17 protein-coding genes are annotated in these 14,028 nt (G+C 71.8%); 8 read left to right on the forward strand and 9 right to left on the reverse strand.

The window, feature by feature from the left end; translation table 11 throughout:
- Positions 1-103 precede the first annotated feature (103 nt).
- The 8 genes from FBY23_RS15975 to FBY23_RS16010 all read left to right on the forward strand — a co-directional run bounded on the left by FBY23_RS15975 (position 104) and on the right by FBY23_RS16010 (position 8,339).
- Positions 104-1,249, forward strand: a complete 1,146-nt coding sequence (locus tag FBY23_RS15975; RefSeq protein ID WP_141799048.1) for an acyl-CoA dehydrogenase family protein — start codon at positions 104-106, stop codon at positions 1,247-1,249.
- A gap of 43 nt (positions 1,250-1,292) precedes the next feature.
- Positions 1,293-1,664, forward strand: a complete 372-nt coding sequence (locus FBY23_RS15980; protein ID WP_141799049.1) for a hypothetical protein — start codon at positions 1,293-1,295, stop codon at positions 1,662-1,664.
- A gap of 5 nt (positions 1,665-1,669) precedes the next feature.
- Positions 1,670-2,968: a Rieske 2Fe-2S domain-containing protein gene (locus FBY23_RS15985; protein WP_141799050.1), complete on the forward strand. Its 1,299-nt coding sequence runs from the start codon at positions 1,670-1,672 to the stop codon at positions 2,966-2,968.
- On the forward strand, positions 2,961-3,479 hold the full coding sequence (locus FBY23_RS15990; protein ID WP_141799051.1) for an aromatic-ring-hydroxylating dioxygenase subunit beta: 519 nt from the start codon (positions 2,961-2,963) through the stop codon (positions 3,477-3,479). Before FBY23_RS15985 ends, FBY23_RS15990 begins: the two co-directional genes overlap by 8 nt.
- Positions 3,476-4,228: an SDR family NAD(P)-dependent oxidoreductase gene (locus tag FBY23_RS15995; protein WP_222117844.1), complete on the forward strand. Its 753-nt coding sequence runs from the start codon at positions 3,476-3,478 to the stop codon at positions 4,226-4,228. Before FBY23_RS15990 ends, FBY23_RS15995 begins: the two co-directional genes overlap by 4 nt.
- A 19-nt stretch (positions 4,229-4,247) precedes the next feature.
- A complete protein-coding gene (locus FBY23_RS16000; RefSeq protein WP_141799052.1) occupies positions 4,248-5,198 on the forward strand; it encodes a PDR/VanB family oxidoreductase in 951 nt (316 codons plus the stop codon).
- Between the two features lie 140 nt (positions 5,199-5,338).
- Positions 5,339-6,838 carry a GMC family oxidoreductase gene (locus FBY23_RS16005; RefSeq protein WP_141799053.1) on the forward strand — a complete coding sequence of 500 codons (1,500 nt, stop codon included), beginning with the start codon at positions 5,339-5,341 and terminating at the stop codon, positions 6,836-6,838.
- A 37-nt stretch (positions 6,839-6,875) separates the two neighbouring features.
- A complete protein-coding gene (locus tag FBY23_RS16010; RefSeq protein WP_141799054.1) occupies positions 6,876-8,339 on the forward strand; it encodes an aldehyde dehydrogenase family protein in 1,464 nt (487 codons plus the stop codon).
- 74 nt (positions 8,340-8,413) lie between these two features.
- Here the strand turns inward: FBY23_RS16010 and nusB are convergent, their stop codons facing one another.
- The 9 genes from nusB to FBY23_RS16055 all read right to left on the reverse strand — a co-directional run bounded on the left by nusB (position 8,414) and on the right by FBY23_RS16055 (position 14,028).
- Complete coding sequence (gene nusB, locus FBY23_RS16015; protein WP_141799055.1) at positions 8,414-8,821, reverse strand: transcription antitermination factor NusB; 408 nt, start codon at positions 8,819-8,821, stop codon at positions 8,414-8,416.
- Positions 8,822-8,829: 8 nt separating this feature from the next.
- Entirely contained in the window at positions 8,830-9,396 is a 567-nt protein-coding gene (gene efp / locus FBY23_RS16020) for an elongation factor P (protein WP_141799056.1), read from the reverse strand.
- Between the two features lie 71 nt (positions 9,397-9,467).
- Positions 9,468-9,917 carry a type II 3-dehydroquinate dehydratase gene (locus FBY23_RS16025; RefSeq protein WP_141799057.1) on the reverse strand — a complete coding sequence of 150 codons (450 nt, stop codon included), beginning with the start codon at positions 9,915-9,917 and terminating at the stop codon, positions 9,468-9,470.
- A complete protein-coding gene (gene aroB, locus FBY23_RS16030) occupies positions 9,914-11,020 on the reverse strand; it encodes a 3-dehydroquinate synthase (RefSeq protein ID WP_141799058.1) in 1,107 nt (368 codons plus the stop codon). Before aroB ends, FBY23_RS16025 begins: the two co-directional genes overlap by 4 nt.
- Positions 11,017-11,535, reverse strand: a complete 519-nt coding sequence (locus tag FBY23_RS16035; protein WP_313901097.1) for a shikimate kinase — start codon at positions 11,533-11,535, stop codon at positions 11,017-11,019. Before FBY23_RS16035 ends, aroB begins: the two co-directional genes overlap by 4 nt.
- The gene (aroC, locus tag FBY23_RS16040) at positions 11,532-12,710 is read right to left on the reverse strand and encodes a chorismate synthase (protein WP_222117845.1); all 1,179 of its coding nucleotides are present in this window, start codon (positions 12,708-12,710) and stop codon (positions 11,532-11,534) included. Before aroC ends, FBY23_RS16035 begins: the two co-directional genes overlap by 4 nt.
- 24 nt (positions 12,711-12,734) lie before the next feature.
- Complete coding sequence (locus FBY23_RS16045) at positions 12,735-13,031, reverse strand: type II toxin-antitoxin system RelE/ParE family toxin (protein ID WP_160158266.1); 297 nt, start codon at positions 13,029-13,031, stop codon at positions 12,735-12,737.
- Positions 13,028-13,282, reverse strand: coding sequence for a ribbon-helix-helix protein, CopG family (locus tag FBY23_RS16050; protein WP_141799061.1), 255 nt, complete (start codon positions 13,280-13,282; stop codon positions 13,028-13,030). The genes FBY23_RS16045 and FBY23_RS16050 overlap by 4 nt, the downstream gene beginning before the upstream one ends.
- A 47-nt stretch (positions 13,283-13,329) precedes the next feature.
- The gene (locus FBY23_RS16055) at positions 13,330-14,028 is read right to left on the reverse strand and encodes a prepilin peptidase (RefSeq protein WP_141799062.1); all 699 of its coding nucleotides are present in this window, start codon (positions 14,026-14,028) and stop codon (positions 13,330-13,332) included.

The following is a 14,028-nucleotide window of genomic DNA, read 5'->3' on the forward strand; positions in this document are numbered from 1 at the left end:
GGGAATCCCCGCTCCCGGGCAGGCAATGACCAATCGCGCTCCCGCAGCGGCGTACCTAGCGTCGGATCCAGACCCGATCGATGAATCGATGAGGAGCACCCCGATGGTCCAGACCCAGGAGAGCCGCACGGCCGCCGTCCCGCTTGAGGACGTGCTCGTGGAGCTCACCGCCCGCCGCCAGGAGTTCCGCGACCAGCGGTACGTCTCGCCGGACTTCGTCGCCCGGCTCAAGGAGACCGGCATCTACCGGGCCTCGACGCCGCGGCGCTTCGGGGGCGAGCCGCTGCCGCCCGGCGAGTTCCTACGCAGGATCGAGCGGATCTCGGCCGTCGACGGCTCGACCGGCTGGGTCGCGAGCTTCGGGTCGGCCCTCGTCTACCTCGCCGCGCTCCCCCTGGAGACCCAGGCCGAGCTGTACGCCGACGGTCCGGACGTGTGCTTCGCGGGCGGGCTCTTCCCCGTGCAGCACGCCGAGCCCACGCCGTCCGGCTTCCTGGTCAACGGGCGCTGGAAGTTCGCCAGCGGCTGCATGGGCGCCGACATCCTCGGCGTCGGGATCCCGGGCGACGACTCGACCGCCGGCAAGCCGCGCACCGCCCTGCTCCGGCCGGGCCAGGTCGAGATCGTGCAGGAGTGGGACGTCGTCGGGATGAAGGGCACCGGCTCCTTCGACCTCGCGGTCGACCACGTCGAGGTGCCGCGCGAGTGGACCTTCATCCGCGGCGGGCAGCCGACCGTCGACGAGCCGCTCTACCGCTATCCCACCCTCGCCTACGCCGCCCAGGTGCTGGCCGTCGTCGGTGCCGGCGTCGCGCGGTCCGCGCTCGACTTCGCCACCGCGGTCGGGGCCGGTCGCACCGGCGTGACCGGCGCCCCCAAGCTCGCCGATCGGGCCTACTACCGCACCGGTCTCGCCGAGGCGGAGGCGACGCTGCGCTCGGCGCGCGCCTACTTCTACGAGGTGACCGAGGAGGCCTGGCAGACCGTCCTCGCCGGGGACCCGACGACCGAGCAGCACAACGCCCACCTGCGGCTGTCCGCCACCCACCTCGCCAAGACCGCCGCCGACACCGTCAACCAGGTCATCCAGCTCTCCGGCACCGGCGCGATCGCCACGACCCACCCGCTGCAGTGGCTGCTCGGCGATGCCCTCGTGCCCCAGCAGCACGCCTTCCTCGGACCCGCGATGTACGACGCCGCCGGCGCCGTCCTGATGGGCCAGCCCCCGACCGTGCCCGGCTTCCAGTGAGCGCCACGCACATTCCGACCCGTCCTCGAGAGGAGACCCGCTGATGAGCACCCCGACCCTGCGCGTCCTGTTCTGCATCGGCATCAACCAGAACTTCTTCGACCTGCCCGAGGGCGGCGTCGAGACCGGTGACGTGTGGACCGCGTTCGTCGGCCTGATGGACGGCATCAAGGCACTGCCCGGCGTCGACTTCATCGGCGACATCGACGACGACTCCCACATGGTCGGTCCCTCCGCCGGCTGGCCCTGGACCTGCTACCTGCTGTGCGACGTCGACACCCAGGAGAGCGTCAAGGAGGCCTGCGGGCTGCTGCGCACGATCCCGGTCGGGACCAGCCCCTGGAAGCTCTGGAAGTACGCCACCATCGAGGCGCGGATCGGCCGCGCCCTCACCCCGCGCCAGTACGAGGACTGATCGTCATGACCACCGAGTTCACCGCCGACACCGTCCACGACCTGCCGCCCGCCGACCTGGTCCTCGACGACCGCGTCGCGGGCCGGATGTACACCGACCCGGAGATCTTCGAGCAGGAGATGACGCGGATCTTCGAGAGCACCTGGGTGTGGGTCGCCCACGAGTCCGAGCTGCCGAAGCCGGGCAGCTTCAAGTCGACGTACGTCGGGCGCCAGCCCGTGATCGTGACCCGCGACCGCAAGGGCGCGATCCACACCATGGTCAACCGCTGCCGGCACCGCGGTGCCTCGCTGTGCGAGCAGCGCACCGGGCAGGCCAACGGGTTCACCTGCCCCTACCACGCGTGGTCGTACGGCCTCGACGGCCAGCTGCGCGGCATCCCGTATCCCGACGGCTACGAGGGCGTGATGGACAAGTCCGGCCTGGGCCTGAAGAAGCTGCGCACCGAGTCGTACGGCGGCATGGTGTTCGCGACGTTCGCCGACGGCATCGAGCCGCTGGAGGACTTCCTCGGCGACGTGAGGCTGTGGATCGACCGGTTCATGGGGCAGGGCGGCGGCTACCCGATCAAGGTGATCGGCACCCACCAGTTCAAGTACAAGGGCAACTGGAAGATCCAGCTCGAGAACACCACCGACGGCTACCACTTCCCGATCGTGCACCGCTCCTGGATGGCCTCGGTCGACGCCGAGACCGCGGAGATGATGTCGTTCATGACCGACCCGACGGCGGTCACGCACGACCTCGGCAACGGCCACTCCGTCATGCAGATGGTGCCCGAGCACTCCGACCTGGAGGTCGACGACGGCAGCGAGCCGCTGCAGCCCCGCTTCGACGGGCTCGTCGCCGAGCTCACCGAGCGCGGCGTCGGCGAGGCCGAGATCCGGCGGCTGGTCCGTGCCGTCCACGGCACCGGGTTCAACCTCAACCTGTTCCCGAACGTGTCGATGTCGATCTCCTTCCTCCGGGTGCTGCGCCCGGTCAGCGTCGACGAGACCTACATCGAGCACGTCGCCCTCGGCCCCGACGGCCCGGCCGAGATCGTGGATCCCGTCAACCGCGAGCGGCTGCGCGCCCACGAGCACTTCCAGGGGCCGTTCGGCTTCGGCACCCCCGACGACTCCGAGGGTTGGGACCGGGTGCAGCGCGGCGCCCGCGGCGCACCGGAGATGCCGATCATGGTCAACCGCGGCCTGGCCCGCGAGAAGCCGTCGGACGACGGCTGGCCGACCAGCCATGTCACCGACGAGACCGGCATGCGCGCCGCCTACCAGCAGTGGAAGCAGATGATGAGCGATGACTGAGACCGTGGCCGCCGCACCCGCGCTGTCCGTGGCCGACCCGCGGGTGGTCCGCGCGATCGAGCTGGTCTGGCGCGAGGCCGCCGTCCTCGACGCCAAGGACTACGAGACCTGGCAGGGCCTCTACGCCGACGACGCCGTCTACGTGATCCCGATCGACCGTGACGCGGAGTCCTTCGACGACATCCTCAACATGGTCTACGACGACGCCCGCATGCGGCGCCTGCGCGTTGCCCGGATGACCGAGGGCTTCGCCATCGCCGCCGTCGACGCCGCCACGACCGTCCGTACCGTGTCCCGGTTCGTGCCGAGCGCCGTCTCCGACGACGAGGTGACCCTGCGCGCCGCCCAGGTCGTGGTCGCCTACAAGCGCGGCAGCCACGACCTGTGGGCGGGCGACGTCGACCACGTCGTCCGGCTCGGTACGACGCCCGCGGACGACCGGATCGCGCGCAAGGTGGTCCGTCTCGTCGACGCGAGCGACGCCGTACCCGCGGCGGGCTTCCTGCTGTGAACGCGGCGATGCCGGCGCCGGTCGCCGTCGTCACCGGCGGCGCGAGCGGGCTCGGCCGCGAGATCGTCCGGCGCCTGCACGCCGGCGGGCACCGGGTCGCCGTCGCCGACGTCGCGGCGGAGGCGGCCACCGCGCTCGCCGACGAGCTGTCGGTGCGCGGCCCCGACGCCCGCGCGTACACCGTCGACGTCAGCGAGCGCGCAGCCGTCGAGCGGCTGCTCGCCGACGTCCTCGCCGACCTCGGCAGCGTCGAGGTGCTCGTCAACAACGCCGCTCGCACCCAGGCCCGGCCCCTGCTGGAGATCACGCCCGACGAGCTGGACGAGGTGATGCGGGTCAACCTCAACGGCACCTTCTTCGCCTGCCAGGTCTTCGGCACCAGGATGGCCGAGGCCGGGTACGGCCGGATCGTCAACATCGCGTCCCTGGCCGGCCAGAACGGTGGCACCGCCACCGGCGGCCACTACGCCTCCTCGAAGGGCGCGGTGCTCTCGGCGACCAAGGTCTTCGCCCGCGAGCTCGCGGCCCGCGGGGTCACGGTCAACGCCATCTCCCCCGGCCCCCAGGACAGCCCGATGGTCCGTGACCTACTGGGCGACGGCCTCGACGCGCTCGTCGCCGGCGTCCCCGTCGGCCGGCTCGGGAGCATGCGCTTCATCGCCGACATGGTCGCCCTGCTCGCCTCCCCGGACGCCGCGTCGGTGACCGGGGCCTGCTGGGACGCCAACGGCGGCCTCTACCTCCGCTGACCTCCGCTAGGAGCACCAGATGACGAACATCCTCTTCCGCGTCGTCGACATCACCGAGGAGGCACCCGGCATCCGCACGCTGCGGATGGTGCGCGCCGATGGTCAGGCCCTCAAGCCGTACCCGGCCGGGTCACACATCGACGTGGTCGGGCCGACCGGCGTGCTGCGGCAGTACTCGCTGTGCATGCCGCCCGACGACCCCGAGTCGATCCTGATCGCGGTCAAGAAGGAGGCCGCCTCCCGTGGCGGGTCCGCGGCGATCCACGAGGTGGCCGTCGGCGACCATCTCAAGGTCAGCAAGCCGCGGAACCTGCTCGCCGTCGCCGACGACGCCGACCGGCACGTGCTGGTCGCCGGCGGCATCGGCATCACGCCCCTGCTCTCGATGGCCTACGAGCTGCACAGTCGCGGCGCCGCCTTCGAGCTGCACTACTTCGCCCGCTCCCGCGAGGAGGCGGCGTTCGTCGACCTCCTCGAGAACCGGGCCGAGTTCCGCGACCGGGTCAGCCTGCACCTCGGCGTACCGCGCACCGAGCAGCCCACGGTGCTGGCCGCGATCGCTCCGCGGCTGACACCGAGCAGCCATGTCTACACCTGCGGCCCGGAGGGCTTCATGACGCAGGTCGGTACGGCGTTCGCGGCCCGGGTCGGCGAGGACCACCTCCACCTCGAGAACTTCGTGGCCTCCGAGGTGGACACCACCGGCGACCGCCCGTTCACCGTCGAGCTCGACACCGGCGAGACGTTCGACGTGCCTACGGACCGCTCGATCCTCGCCGTCCTCGAGGACAACGGCATCGAGGTGTTCAAGTCCTGCGAGGAGGGCGTCTGCGGCTCGTGCGTGTCCGGCCTGCTCGAGGGCAGCGTCGAGCACCGCGACAACTGCCTGACCGCCACCGACCGGGAGACCCAGCTGGCGCTCTGCGTCTCGCGTGCGACCAGCGACCGGCTGCTCATCGAGCTGTACTGACCGGCCGGGATGCCGCGTCGGGGAAATCCTCAGCGGACTGCACCTAGTACGCATGGAGCACGCCCCCGCGCCGCTCCTAGCGTGATCTCGCCCACCCCACATCTCTCGGGCCCAACCGTTCCCGCGACAGGAGCCGGCACATGACCACCGACGTCCTCATCCTCGGAGCAGGCACCGCCGGCTCCGTCCTGACCCGGCGCCTGCTCGACGCCGGCCTCTCCGTGACCCTCGTCGAGGCGGGCGGGATGGACACGAACCCGGCCATCCACGACCTCTCCCGCGTCGGCGAGCTCTGGGGCGGACCCGAGAACTGGGGCTGGTCCAGCACCCCGCAGGCCCATGCCGGGGATCGGCGGATCATGACGCCGCGCGGCAAGGTCGTCGGCGGCTCCGGCCAGCTCAACGGCACGATCTGGGTCCGCGGCACCGCCTGGGACTACGACGGGTGGGCCGACGCCGGCAACAAGGGCTGGAGCTGGGCCGAGGTGGAACCGCTGTTCGACCGGATCGAGGCCGACCTCGACACCGGCGAGGGGTTCATGGACCGGGTCCGGCCCGAGCTCACGCCGATCCAGCAGGCGATCATCGACTCCGCCGTCGCCGCCGGACTGCCGCTCAACGACGACTACAACTCCGGCGACCAGGACGGCGTCTCGCGGATGCAGCTCAACCTGCGCGACGGGAAGCGGCTGTCCACCTGGGCGGCGTACATGCGCGACGTCCTCGACCACCCGAACCTCACCCTGGTCACCGGCGCGCTCGTGGACCGCGTGGTCGTCTCCGACGGGCGTGCGACCGGAGCCGTGGTCGTCGTCGACCGCGAGTCCCGCACGATCGATGCCGACCGGGTCGTGCTCTGCACGGGCGCGCTGGCCTCTCCCGGTGTCCTGCTGCGCAGCGGCATCGGACCGGCCGCCCACCTGGGGACGCTGGACGTCCCGGTCCTCGTCGACCTGCCCGGCGTGGGCGCGAACCTGCAGGACCACTGGCTGGTCCCCGTCATCTTCGGCACCGAGAAGCGCGAGATCGCCCCACCACAGGCCTTCCAGCCGGTCACGCAGACGCACTGGTTCTGGAGGTCGGACCCGGCACTGCCCGTCCCGGACACCCAGCCGATCAACTTCTCCATCCCGTTCTACTACGACCCCGCGATGACCGGGCCGTCGTCCGGCTTCACCCTGCACGCGGGCCTGATCCGGCCCAAGAGCACCGGAACCGTCTCGCTCGCGAGCACCGACCCCGCGGCCGAGCCGCTCATCGACTACGGCGTGCTCAGCCACGACGACGACGTCGCCGCCCTCGTCGCCTCGGTGCGCCAGTGTCGCCAGGTCGCCGCTGTCGGCCCGCTCGCTGAGGATTGGGGTGCTCGCGAGGTGCAGCCGGGGCCCGGCACGGACGACAGCGACGAGGCTCTCGAAGCATGGGTGCGTCGCTCGGTGCAGACCTACCACCACCAGGTCGGCACCTGCCGGATGGGCACCGGTCCCGACGCGGTCGTCTCCCCCACCCTCGAGGTCATCGGCCTCGAGGGCCTGATGGTCGCCGACGCCTCGATCATGCCGTCGGTACCCACGGGCAACACCAACGCGCCCACGGCGATGATCGCCGAGCGGGCCGCCGACCTCATCCTCGGCCGCTGAGCGCCGGCCCACCACCACACGAAGCAGGAGCACTCAGATGACGGCAACTCCCGAGCTCACCACCGAGCTCACCACCGACCTCTTCCTCGGCGGATCGTTCGTCCCGGGCCGCGCGGGCACGTTCACCTCGCTCAACCCGTCGACCGGCGCACCGCTCGCCGAGGTCTCCGCGGCCTCGCCCGAGGACGTCGACGCGGCCGTGGCCGCCGCGACCGCCCCCCTCCACGGGGACTGGGCCGCGGTCCCGCCGTCAGGCAAGGGAGCGCTGATCCACCGGCTCGCCGACCTCGTCGAGCGCGACGCCACCGTCCTGGCCAACCTCGACTCGCTCGACATGGGCGTGCCCAACGGGCTGGCCCAGATGCTGTTCGTGCCCAACCTGGTCGCCACGCTCCGCTACTACGCCGGCTGGGCCGACAAGATCAACGGCGAGCAGATCAGCAACGACGGGTACTTCGGCCGGCCGACCCACGCCTACACCCTGCGCCAGCCGGTCGGCGTGATCGCCGCGATCGTGCCGTGGAACGCACCGCTGATGATCCTGGGCTGGAAGCTCGCCCCGGCGTTGGCCTGCGGCAACACCGTGATCGTGAAGCCGGCCGAGGACGCCTCGCTGTCGATCCTCCACCTGGCCCGGCTCGTCGAGGAGGCCGGGTTCCCGGCCGGCGTCGTGCAGGTCCTTCCCGGCGAGGGCACCGTCACCGGCGCCGCGCTCGTGCGGCACCCGGGAGTGCACAAGGTGAGCTTCACCGGTTCGACGCAGGTCGGGCGCGAGATCCAGAAGGTCACCGCCGACACGTTCAAGCGCACCACCTTGGAGCTCGGCGGCAAGTCGGCCCAGATCGTGTGCGCGGACGCGAACCTCGATGCTGTGTTCCCGTCGATCGGGATGGGCGTGTTCGCCAACTCCGGCCAGACCTGTGCGGCGGGCAGCCGGGTCTTCGTGCACCGGTCGCTGTACGACGCCGTCCTCGACGGCCTCGGCGGTGCGGCCGGCGCCCAGGTGCTCGGCGACCCGTTCGACCCGACCACCACGCTCGGCCCGCTCGTCAACGCGGCCCAGCGCGACCGGGTCCTCGGCTACGTCGCGGCCGGATCCGCCGAGGGCGCCCGGTTGGTCGCGGGAGGTCGGGCCGTCGGCGAGGCCGGCTTCTTCGTGGAGCCGACGGTCTTCGCGGGCACCAACGAGATGACCATCGCGCGCGAGGAGATCTTCGGCCCGGTCGCCACGGTGATCCCGTTCGACTCGGACGAGGAGGCGCTGCGGCTGGCCAACGACACGGCGTACGGCCTCGCGGGGACGATCTACACCAACGACCTGGCCCGGGCGCACGCGCTCTCGGCCGGCCTGCAGGCCGGTGCCATCGGGGTCAACGGCTGGTCGCCGCTGATGCCGCAGCTGCCGTGGGGCGGCCTGAAGGCCTCCGGCGTCGGGCGTGAGTGCGGCTACGACGGCATCCTCGCGAACACCGAGAGCAAGACGGTCACCGTCGTGCTCTGAGCCGGCCCAGGTCCGGGGAGCACGCAGCCCGCCGCGCCCGGTCTCACGACCGTGGCCCGGCGGGCTGTCTGCGCTCAGACGAGCGTGGCCTTCTTGCGCTGGATCGCGCCCAGCACCCCGTTGACGAACGCCGGCGACTCGTCGGTCGACAGCTCGCGGACCAGGCCCATCGCCTCGGTCACCGCGACGGTGTCGGGCACGTCGTCGGCCCAGAGCAGCTCCCAGACGCCGATCCGGAGCACGTTGCGGTCGACCGCGGGCATCCGGGCCAGGCTCCAGTCGGTGGAGAACTCCTCGAGCACCTCGTCGATCCGATCACGGCGCTCGCTCACGCCGCGCACGAGCACGGCGGTGTAGGGGTTCGCCGGGGCCTCGCCCTCGGCGATGACCCGCTCGAGCGCCTCGACGCCCGTCTCGCCGCGCAGGTCGGCGGCGTACAGGACGTCGAGGGCGCGCTTGCGGGCCTTGGTCCGGGCTCCCACGAGGGTGATCAGCCCTTCACGCGAGAGAGGTACGAGCCGCCCTCGCGGGTGTCGACCTTGATCTTCTCGCCCTGCTCGATGAACAGCGGGACCTGGATCTCGGCTCCGGTCTCGAGGGTGGCGGGCTTCGTGCGACCGGTGGCGGAGTCACCGACGACGCCGGGCTCGGTGTAGGACACGAGCAGCTCGACGGAGGCCGGCATCTCGATGAAGAGCACGCGGCCCTCGTTGGTGGCCAGGATGACCTCCTGGTTCTCCAGGAGGAAGCCGGCGGCGGTGCCGACGATGGCCGGGTCGACCTCGAGCTGGTCGTAGTCCTGGACGTCCATGAAGACGAAGTTGGTGCCGTCGTTGTAGAGGTACTGGAACGAGCGGCGGTCGACCGTGGCGGTCTCGACCTTGGTGCCGGCGTTGAAGGTCTTGTCGACGTTCTTGCCCGACTCGACGTGCTTGAGCTTGGTGCGGACGAACGCGGGGCCCTTGCCCGGCTTCACGTGCTGGAACTCGACCACCTGCCAGAGCTGGCCCTCCAGGTTCAGCACCATGCCGTTCTTGAGGTCGTTCGTCGTTGCCATGCGTCAGCCTTCTGTCGAGATGTCGAAGATCGGGTCGGCCCCAGCACACGACACAGGGCCGACCGACAAGTCTAGTGGGCAGGCCGCGCTGCGATGAATTCCAGCGCCTGCCGGTAGCCGTCGATGCCCTCGCCCTCGATCACCTTCGCAGCGTGGGGGGTGACCACCGAGGTGTGCCGGAACTCCTCGGGCCGCTTCGACGGCGCGCTGATGTGCACCTCGACGAGCGGCGCGGTCAGCTGCGCGCAGGCGTCGTAGAGGGCGTAGGAGTAGTGGGTCCAGGCGCCCGCGTTGAGCACGACCGGCCAGGCCTTGTCGGCCGCGTGGTTGAGCCAGTCGAGCAGCTCGCCCTCGTGGTTGGTCTGCGAGAAGTGGATCTTGAGCCCGAGCTCCTTGCCCCACCGCGGCATCAGCTCGTTCTGCAGGTCGAGGTGCGTCGTCGTGCCGTAGATCTCCGGCTGCCGCCTGCCGAGGCGGCCCAGGTTGGGGCCGTTGAGGACGTAGACGTCACGCTTGCTCATGCGCTCGATCCTAGGGAACCGAGGGCGGCGTACGACGCCCGCAGGTCCGCCTCGGACGGACCGGCGAGCACGACCGGGCGGGCCAGGTCCTCGAGCACGACGAAGCGCAGCTGGTTGCCGCGGGCCTTCTTGTCCACCCGCATCGTGGCGAGCAGGGTGTCGAAGTCGGCGCCGCTCCACGAGGTCGGCAGGCCGACCCGGCCGAACACCGCGCGGTGGCGCTCGACGACCTCGGGCGACAGGGACCCGGCGCGCGCGGCCAGCTCGGCGACGTACACGCACCCCAGCGCCACGGCCTCGCCGTGCCGGATGGAGTAGTCGGTGGCCCGCTCGATGGCGTGCGCGAGGGTGTGCCCGTAGTTGAGGACCTCCCGGCCGGGATGGCCGTCGACTCCCCCGGTCTCCTTGAGGTCGTCGGCGACGACGTCGGCCTTGACCCGGATCGCGCGCTCGACCAGCTCGCGCAGCACCGGCGAGTCCGCGGTCAGCGCCGACGGGTCGGTCTGCTCGACGAGCTCGAGGATGCGCGGGTCGGCGATGAAGCCGCACTTCACGACCTCGCCGAGCCCGGCCACGACCTCGGCGCGCGGGAGGGTCTCGAGCAGCGCGAGGTCGCACAGCACGCCGGCCGGCTCGTGGAAGGAGCCGACCAGGTTCTTGCCGGCGGGGGTGTTGATCCCGGTCTTGCCGCCGACCGCGGCATCGACCATCGCCAGCACGGTGGTCGGGACGTGGACGACCGCGACGCCCCGCAGCCAGGTCGCGGCCACGAAGCCGCCGAGGTCGGTGGTCGCGCCGCCGCCGAGGGTGACCACGGCGTCGGAGCGGGTGAAGCCCTCCTCGCCGAGCGACTCCCAGCAGGCCGCGGCGACCTCCCAGTTCTTCGCCTCCTCGCCGTCGGGGACCTGGAGCACGACGACGTCGAGGCCCTCGAGCAGGTCGGCGAACGGCTCGAGCAGTTCCTCGAGCGACTCGGGGGTGATGATGGCGACCCGCTGGACGCCGGCGGGCAGCAGGCCGCGCAGGCGGTCGAGGACACCGTGGCCGACCACGACGTCGTACGGCGCCGCGGCGGTCACCGGGATGACAGTGGGCTCGCTCATGCGGGTTCTCCCTGGAGGGCGGTGACGATCTCGGCGGTGATCTCGGCGGGCGCGCGACCGTCGGTGTCCACGGTGATCCGGGCCAGGCCGGCGTAGACCGGAGCACGCTCGTCGAGGAGCTGCTTGACCCGGGCTCGCACGTTGCCGAGCAGTAGCGGACGCCCGGAGCCGAGGCCGACCCGCTTGACGGCGTCGGCGAGCCCGACACGCAGGAAGACGACCTGGTGGGCCGCGAGCAGGGCCTGGGTGGCGGGGTCGAGCACCGCGCCGCCGCCCAGGGAGAGCACGCCGTCGCTCTCGTCGAGCGCACGCGCGACCGCGGCCCGCTCGAGCGCGCGGAAGGTCGCCTCGCCGTCCTCGACGAAGATGTCCTGGACGGACTTGCCGTGCTGCGCCTCGATCAGCTCGTCGGTGTCGGCGAACCCGACCCCGAGCCGCTCGGCGAGCAGCCGGCCGACGGTGGTCTTGCCGGCGCCCATGGTGCCGATCAGGACCGCACGCGGCCCGCCCGTCACTTGAACCGGAGGGTGTCGAGGTACGACTGCACGTTGCGGCGGGTCTCCTGGACCGAGTCGCCGCCGAACTTCTCCAGCACCGCCTCGGCGAGCACCAGCGCGACCATCGCCTCGGCGACGATGCCGGCTGCGGGGACCGCGCAGACGTCGGAGCGCTGGTGGTGCGCGACCGCCTCCTCGCCGGTGGCGAGGTCGACGGTGCGCAGCGCGCGCGGGACGGTGGCGATCGGCTTCATCGCCGCGCGGACGCGGAGGATCTCGCCGGTGGTCATGCCGCCCTCGGTGCCGCCGGAGCGGCCGGAGACGCGCCGGAGGCCGTCCTCGGTCGGGACGATCTCGTCATGGGCCAGGGAGCCCGGGGTCGCGGCCAGCTCGAAGCCGTCGCCGACCTCGACGCCCTTGATCGCCTGGATGCCCATCAACGCGCCGGCGAGGCGCGCGTCGAGACGGCGGTCCCAGTGGACGTGGGAGCCGAGGCCCGGCGGGAGGCCGTGGACGACGACCTCGACGACGCCGCCGAGGGTGTCGCCGTCCTTGTGGGCCTGGTCGATCCGCTCGACCATGAGCTTCGAGCCGTCGGCGTCGAGGCAGCGCACCGGGTCGGCGTCGAGGCGCTCGACGTCGGCCGGGGCGGGGAGGTCGCGCGACGGCGTACGGACGCCGCCGATCTCCAGCACGTGGCTGACGATGCGCGCACCCGTGGCCTGCTCGAGGAAGTTGCTGGCCACCCGGCCGAGCGCGACCCGCGCCGCGGTCTCGCGGGCGGAGGCGCGCTCGAGGATCGGGCGGGCGTCGGCGAAGTCGTACTTCTGCATGCCCGCGAGGTCGGCGTGGCCGGGCCGCGGGCGGGTGAGCGGGGCGTTGCGGGCCTGGGCCTCCAGCACGGCTGGGTCGACCGGGTCGGCCGCCATCACGGTCTCCCACTTCGGCCACTCGGTGTTGCCGACCTGGATCGCGACCGGCCCGCCCTGGGTGCGCCCGTGCCGCACGCCTCCGGTGATGGTGACCTCGTCGGCCTCGAACTTCATCCGGGCGCCGCGGCCATAGCCGAGGCGACGGCGGGCGAGCGAGTCGGAGATGTCATCGGTCGTGACCTCGACGTGGGCCGGCAGCCCCTCGAGGATCGCGACCAGGGAGGGGCCGTGGGACTCCCCCGCGGTCAGCCAGCGCAACATGGGCACCAGTCTCCCACGCATGCCTCAGTCCGCGGCGACCTGTCCCACCACGTCGCGGCGGGCATGCAGCACCCGGAGCAACAGCACGTCGCCGCGCGCGGCCCGGTAGAAGACGCCATAGGGGAAGCGCCGGACTCGTACCCGACGCACCCCGGGAAGCCCGTCGACCGGCGGTGCGCCGTCGGGGAACATCTGCAGTCGTTCGATGACGCGATCGAACGACTGCAAGAACTCGGCGCCGAGGCCGGAGGCATGCTCGTCGTAGTGCTCGACGATCTCTTCCAGGTCCGCCGCGGCGAGGGTCGTCAGCCGGACCGTCACCGCCCGGTCCACAGCTCCGAACGCACCTCGTCCCAGTCCCGAACCCGCTCGGGATGCGTCTCGACCTCGTCGAGCGCCTCGACCAGCCGACGACGCTCGTCGTCGCTCGGCACGTAGACGGCCTCACCGAAATGCGTGCGGATGGCCTCCTGGATGACCTCGGAGCGGGAGCGGTGCTCGACCGCTCGTGCCCTCTCGACCAGCTCGTACAGCTCCTCGGGCAGTGTCACTGCCACCTTGCGAACCGCCATCCGGACCTCCTTGGTATGACATCAGCATACCTTGACGCGATGCGAGCTCAGCCGCCGAGGACCTGTCCCACGACGACGGCGACCAGCCCGCCCAGCACGAGGAACGGCCCGTATGGCACCCGCCGGCGGATCATCGTGCCGCTGCGTCGCATGGGCACCATGCCCAGCACGCCGAGGACCGCGGCCGCCAGGACGGAGGCGACCAGGACCGGCGCACCGAACGGGCCCAGCGCGATGCCGAGCAGCGCGGCGAGCCGGACGTCGCCGCCGGCCATCGCGCGCGGGCTGACCAGCCGAATCAGGCCGTAGTAGCCGCCGAGGGCGACGAACCCGATCAGCCCCCACAGCGCCACCGTCTCGTCGCCGAGGACCACCGCGACCACGCCGACCAGGACGCCGGTCACCAGCCAGGAGGGCCGGATCAGGCGCGACGGGAGGTACCAGGTGACGTAGTCGATCACCGTCAGCGCGCAGCACACGGGCACCAGGACGAGCAGCCAGAGCAGAGCCCAGCTCCAGCCGAGCACCAGGCCGAACACGCCGGCCGCGAGCCCGCACGCCAGGGCGCTGCGCAGCCGCAGCCCGGGACGGGCGGCGAGATCCGCGAACGGGACGTGGTCGGGGAAGTCGGCGGGGTTCTCGCTCGGGTCGTGCTCCGGCTCGGGGCACAGCGCGATCAGCCACGGCACCGTCAGCCCCAGCGCCGCGCCGAGGAGCGCGCAGGCCAGCGCGGGCACCCACTCCAT

The organism is Nocardioides sp. SLBN-35 (genome assembly GCF_006715725.1).
Taxonomy (GTDB): Bacteria; Actinomycetota; Actinomycetes; order Propionibacteriales; family Nocardioidaceae; genus Nocardioides.

What these genes read in the sequence shown, in the direction of transcription:
- FBY23_RS15975 (WP_141799048.1), top strand. Translation starts at nt 104, where the DNA reads ATGGTCCAGACCCAGGAGAGCCGCACGGCCGCCGTCCCGCTTGAGGAC.
- FBY23_RS15980 (WP_141799049.1), top strand. Translation starts at nt 1,293, where the DNA reads ATGAGCACCCCGACCCTGCGCGTCCTGTTCTGCATCGGCATCAACCAG.
- FBY23_RS15985 (WP_141799050.1), top strand. Translation starts at nt 1,670, where the DNA reads ATGACCACCGAGTTCACCGCCGACACCGTCCACGACCTGCCGCCCGCC.
- FBY23_RS15990 (WP_141799051.1), top strand. Translation starts at nt 2,961, where the DNA reads ATGACTGAGACCGTGGCCGCCGCACCCGCGCTGTCCGTGGCCGACCCG.
- FBY23_RS16000 (WP_141799052.1), top strand. Translation starts at nt 4,248, where the DNA reads ATGACGAACATCCTCTTCCGCGTCGTCGACATCACCGAGGAGGCACCC.
- FBY23_RS16005 (WP_141799053.1), top strand. Translation starts at nt 5,339, where the DNA reads ATGACCACCGACGTCCTCATCCTCGGAGCAGGCACCGCCGGCTCCGTC.
- FBY23_RS16010 (WP_141799054.1), top strand. Translation starts at nt 6,876, where the DNA reads ATGACGGCAACTCCCGAGCTCACCACCGAGCTCACCACCGACCTCTTC.
- efp (WP_141799056.1), bottom strand. Translation starts at nt 9,396, where the DNA reads ATGGCAACGACGAACGACCTCAAGAACGGCATGGTGCTGAACCTGGAG.
- FBY23_RS16025 (WP_141799057.1), bottom strand. Translation starts at nt 9,917, where the DNA reads ATGAGCAAGCGTGACGTCTACGTCCTCAACGGCCCCAACCTGGGCCGC.
- aroB (WP_141799058.1), bottom strand. Translation starts at nt 11,020, where the DNA reads ATGAGCGAGCCCACTGTCATCCCGGTGACCGCCGCGGCGCCGTACGAC.
- aroC (WP_222117845.1), bottom strand. Translation starts at nt 12,710, where the DNA reads ATGTTGCGCTGGCTGACCGCGGGGGAGTCCCACGGCCCCTCCCTGGTC.
- FBY23_RS16050 (WP_141799061.1), bottom strand. Translation starts at nt 13,282, where the DNA reads ATGGCGGTTCGCAAGGTGGCAGTGACACTGCCCGAGGAGCTGTACGAG.
- FBY23_RS16055 (WP_141799062.1), bottom strand. Translation starts at nt 14,028, where the DNA reads ATGGAGTGGGTGCCCGCGCTGGCCTGCGCGCTCCTCGGCGCGGCGCTG.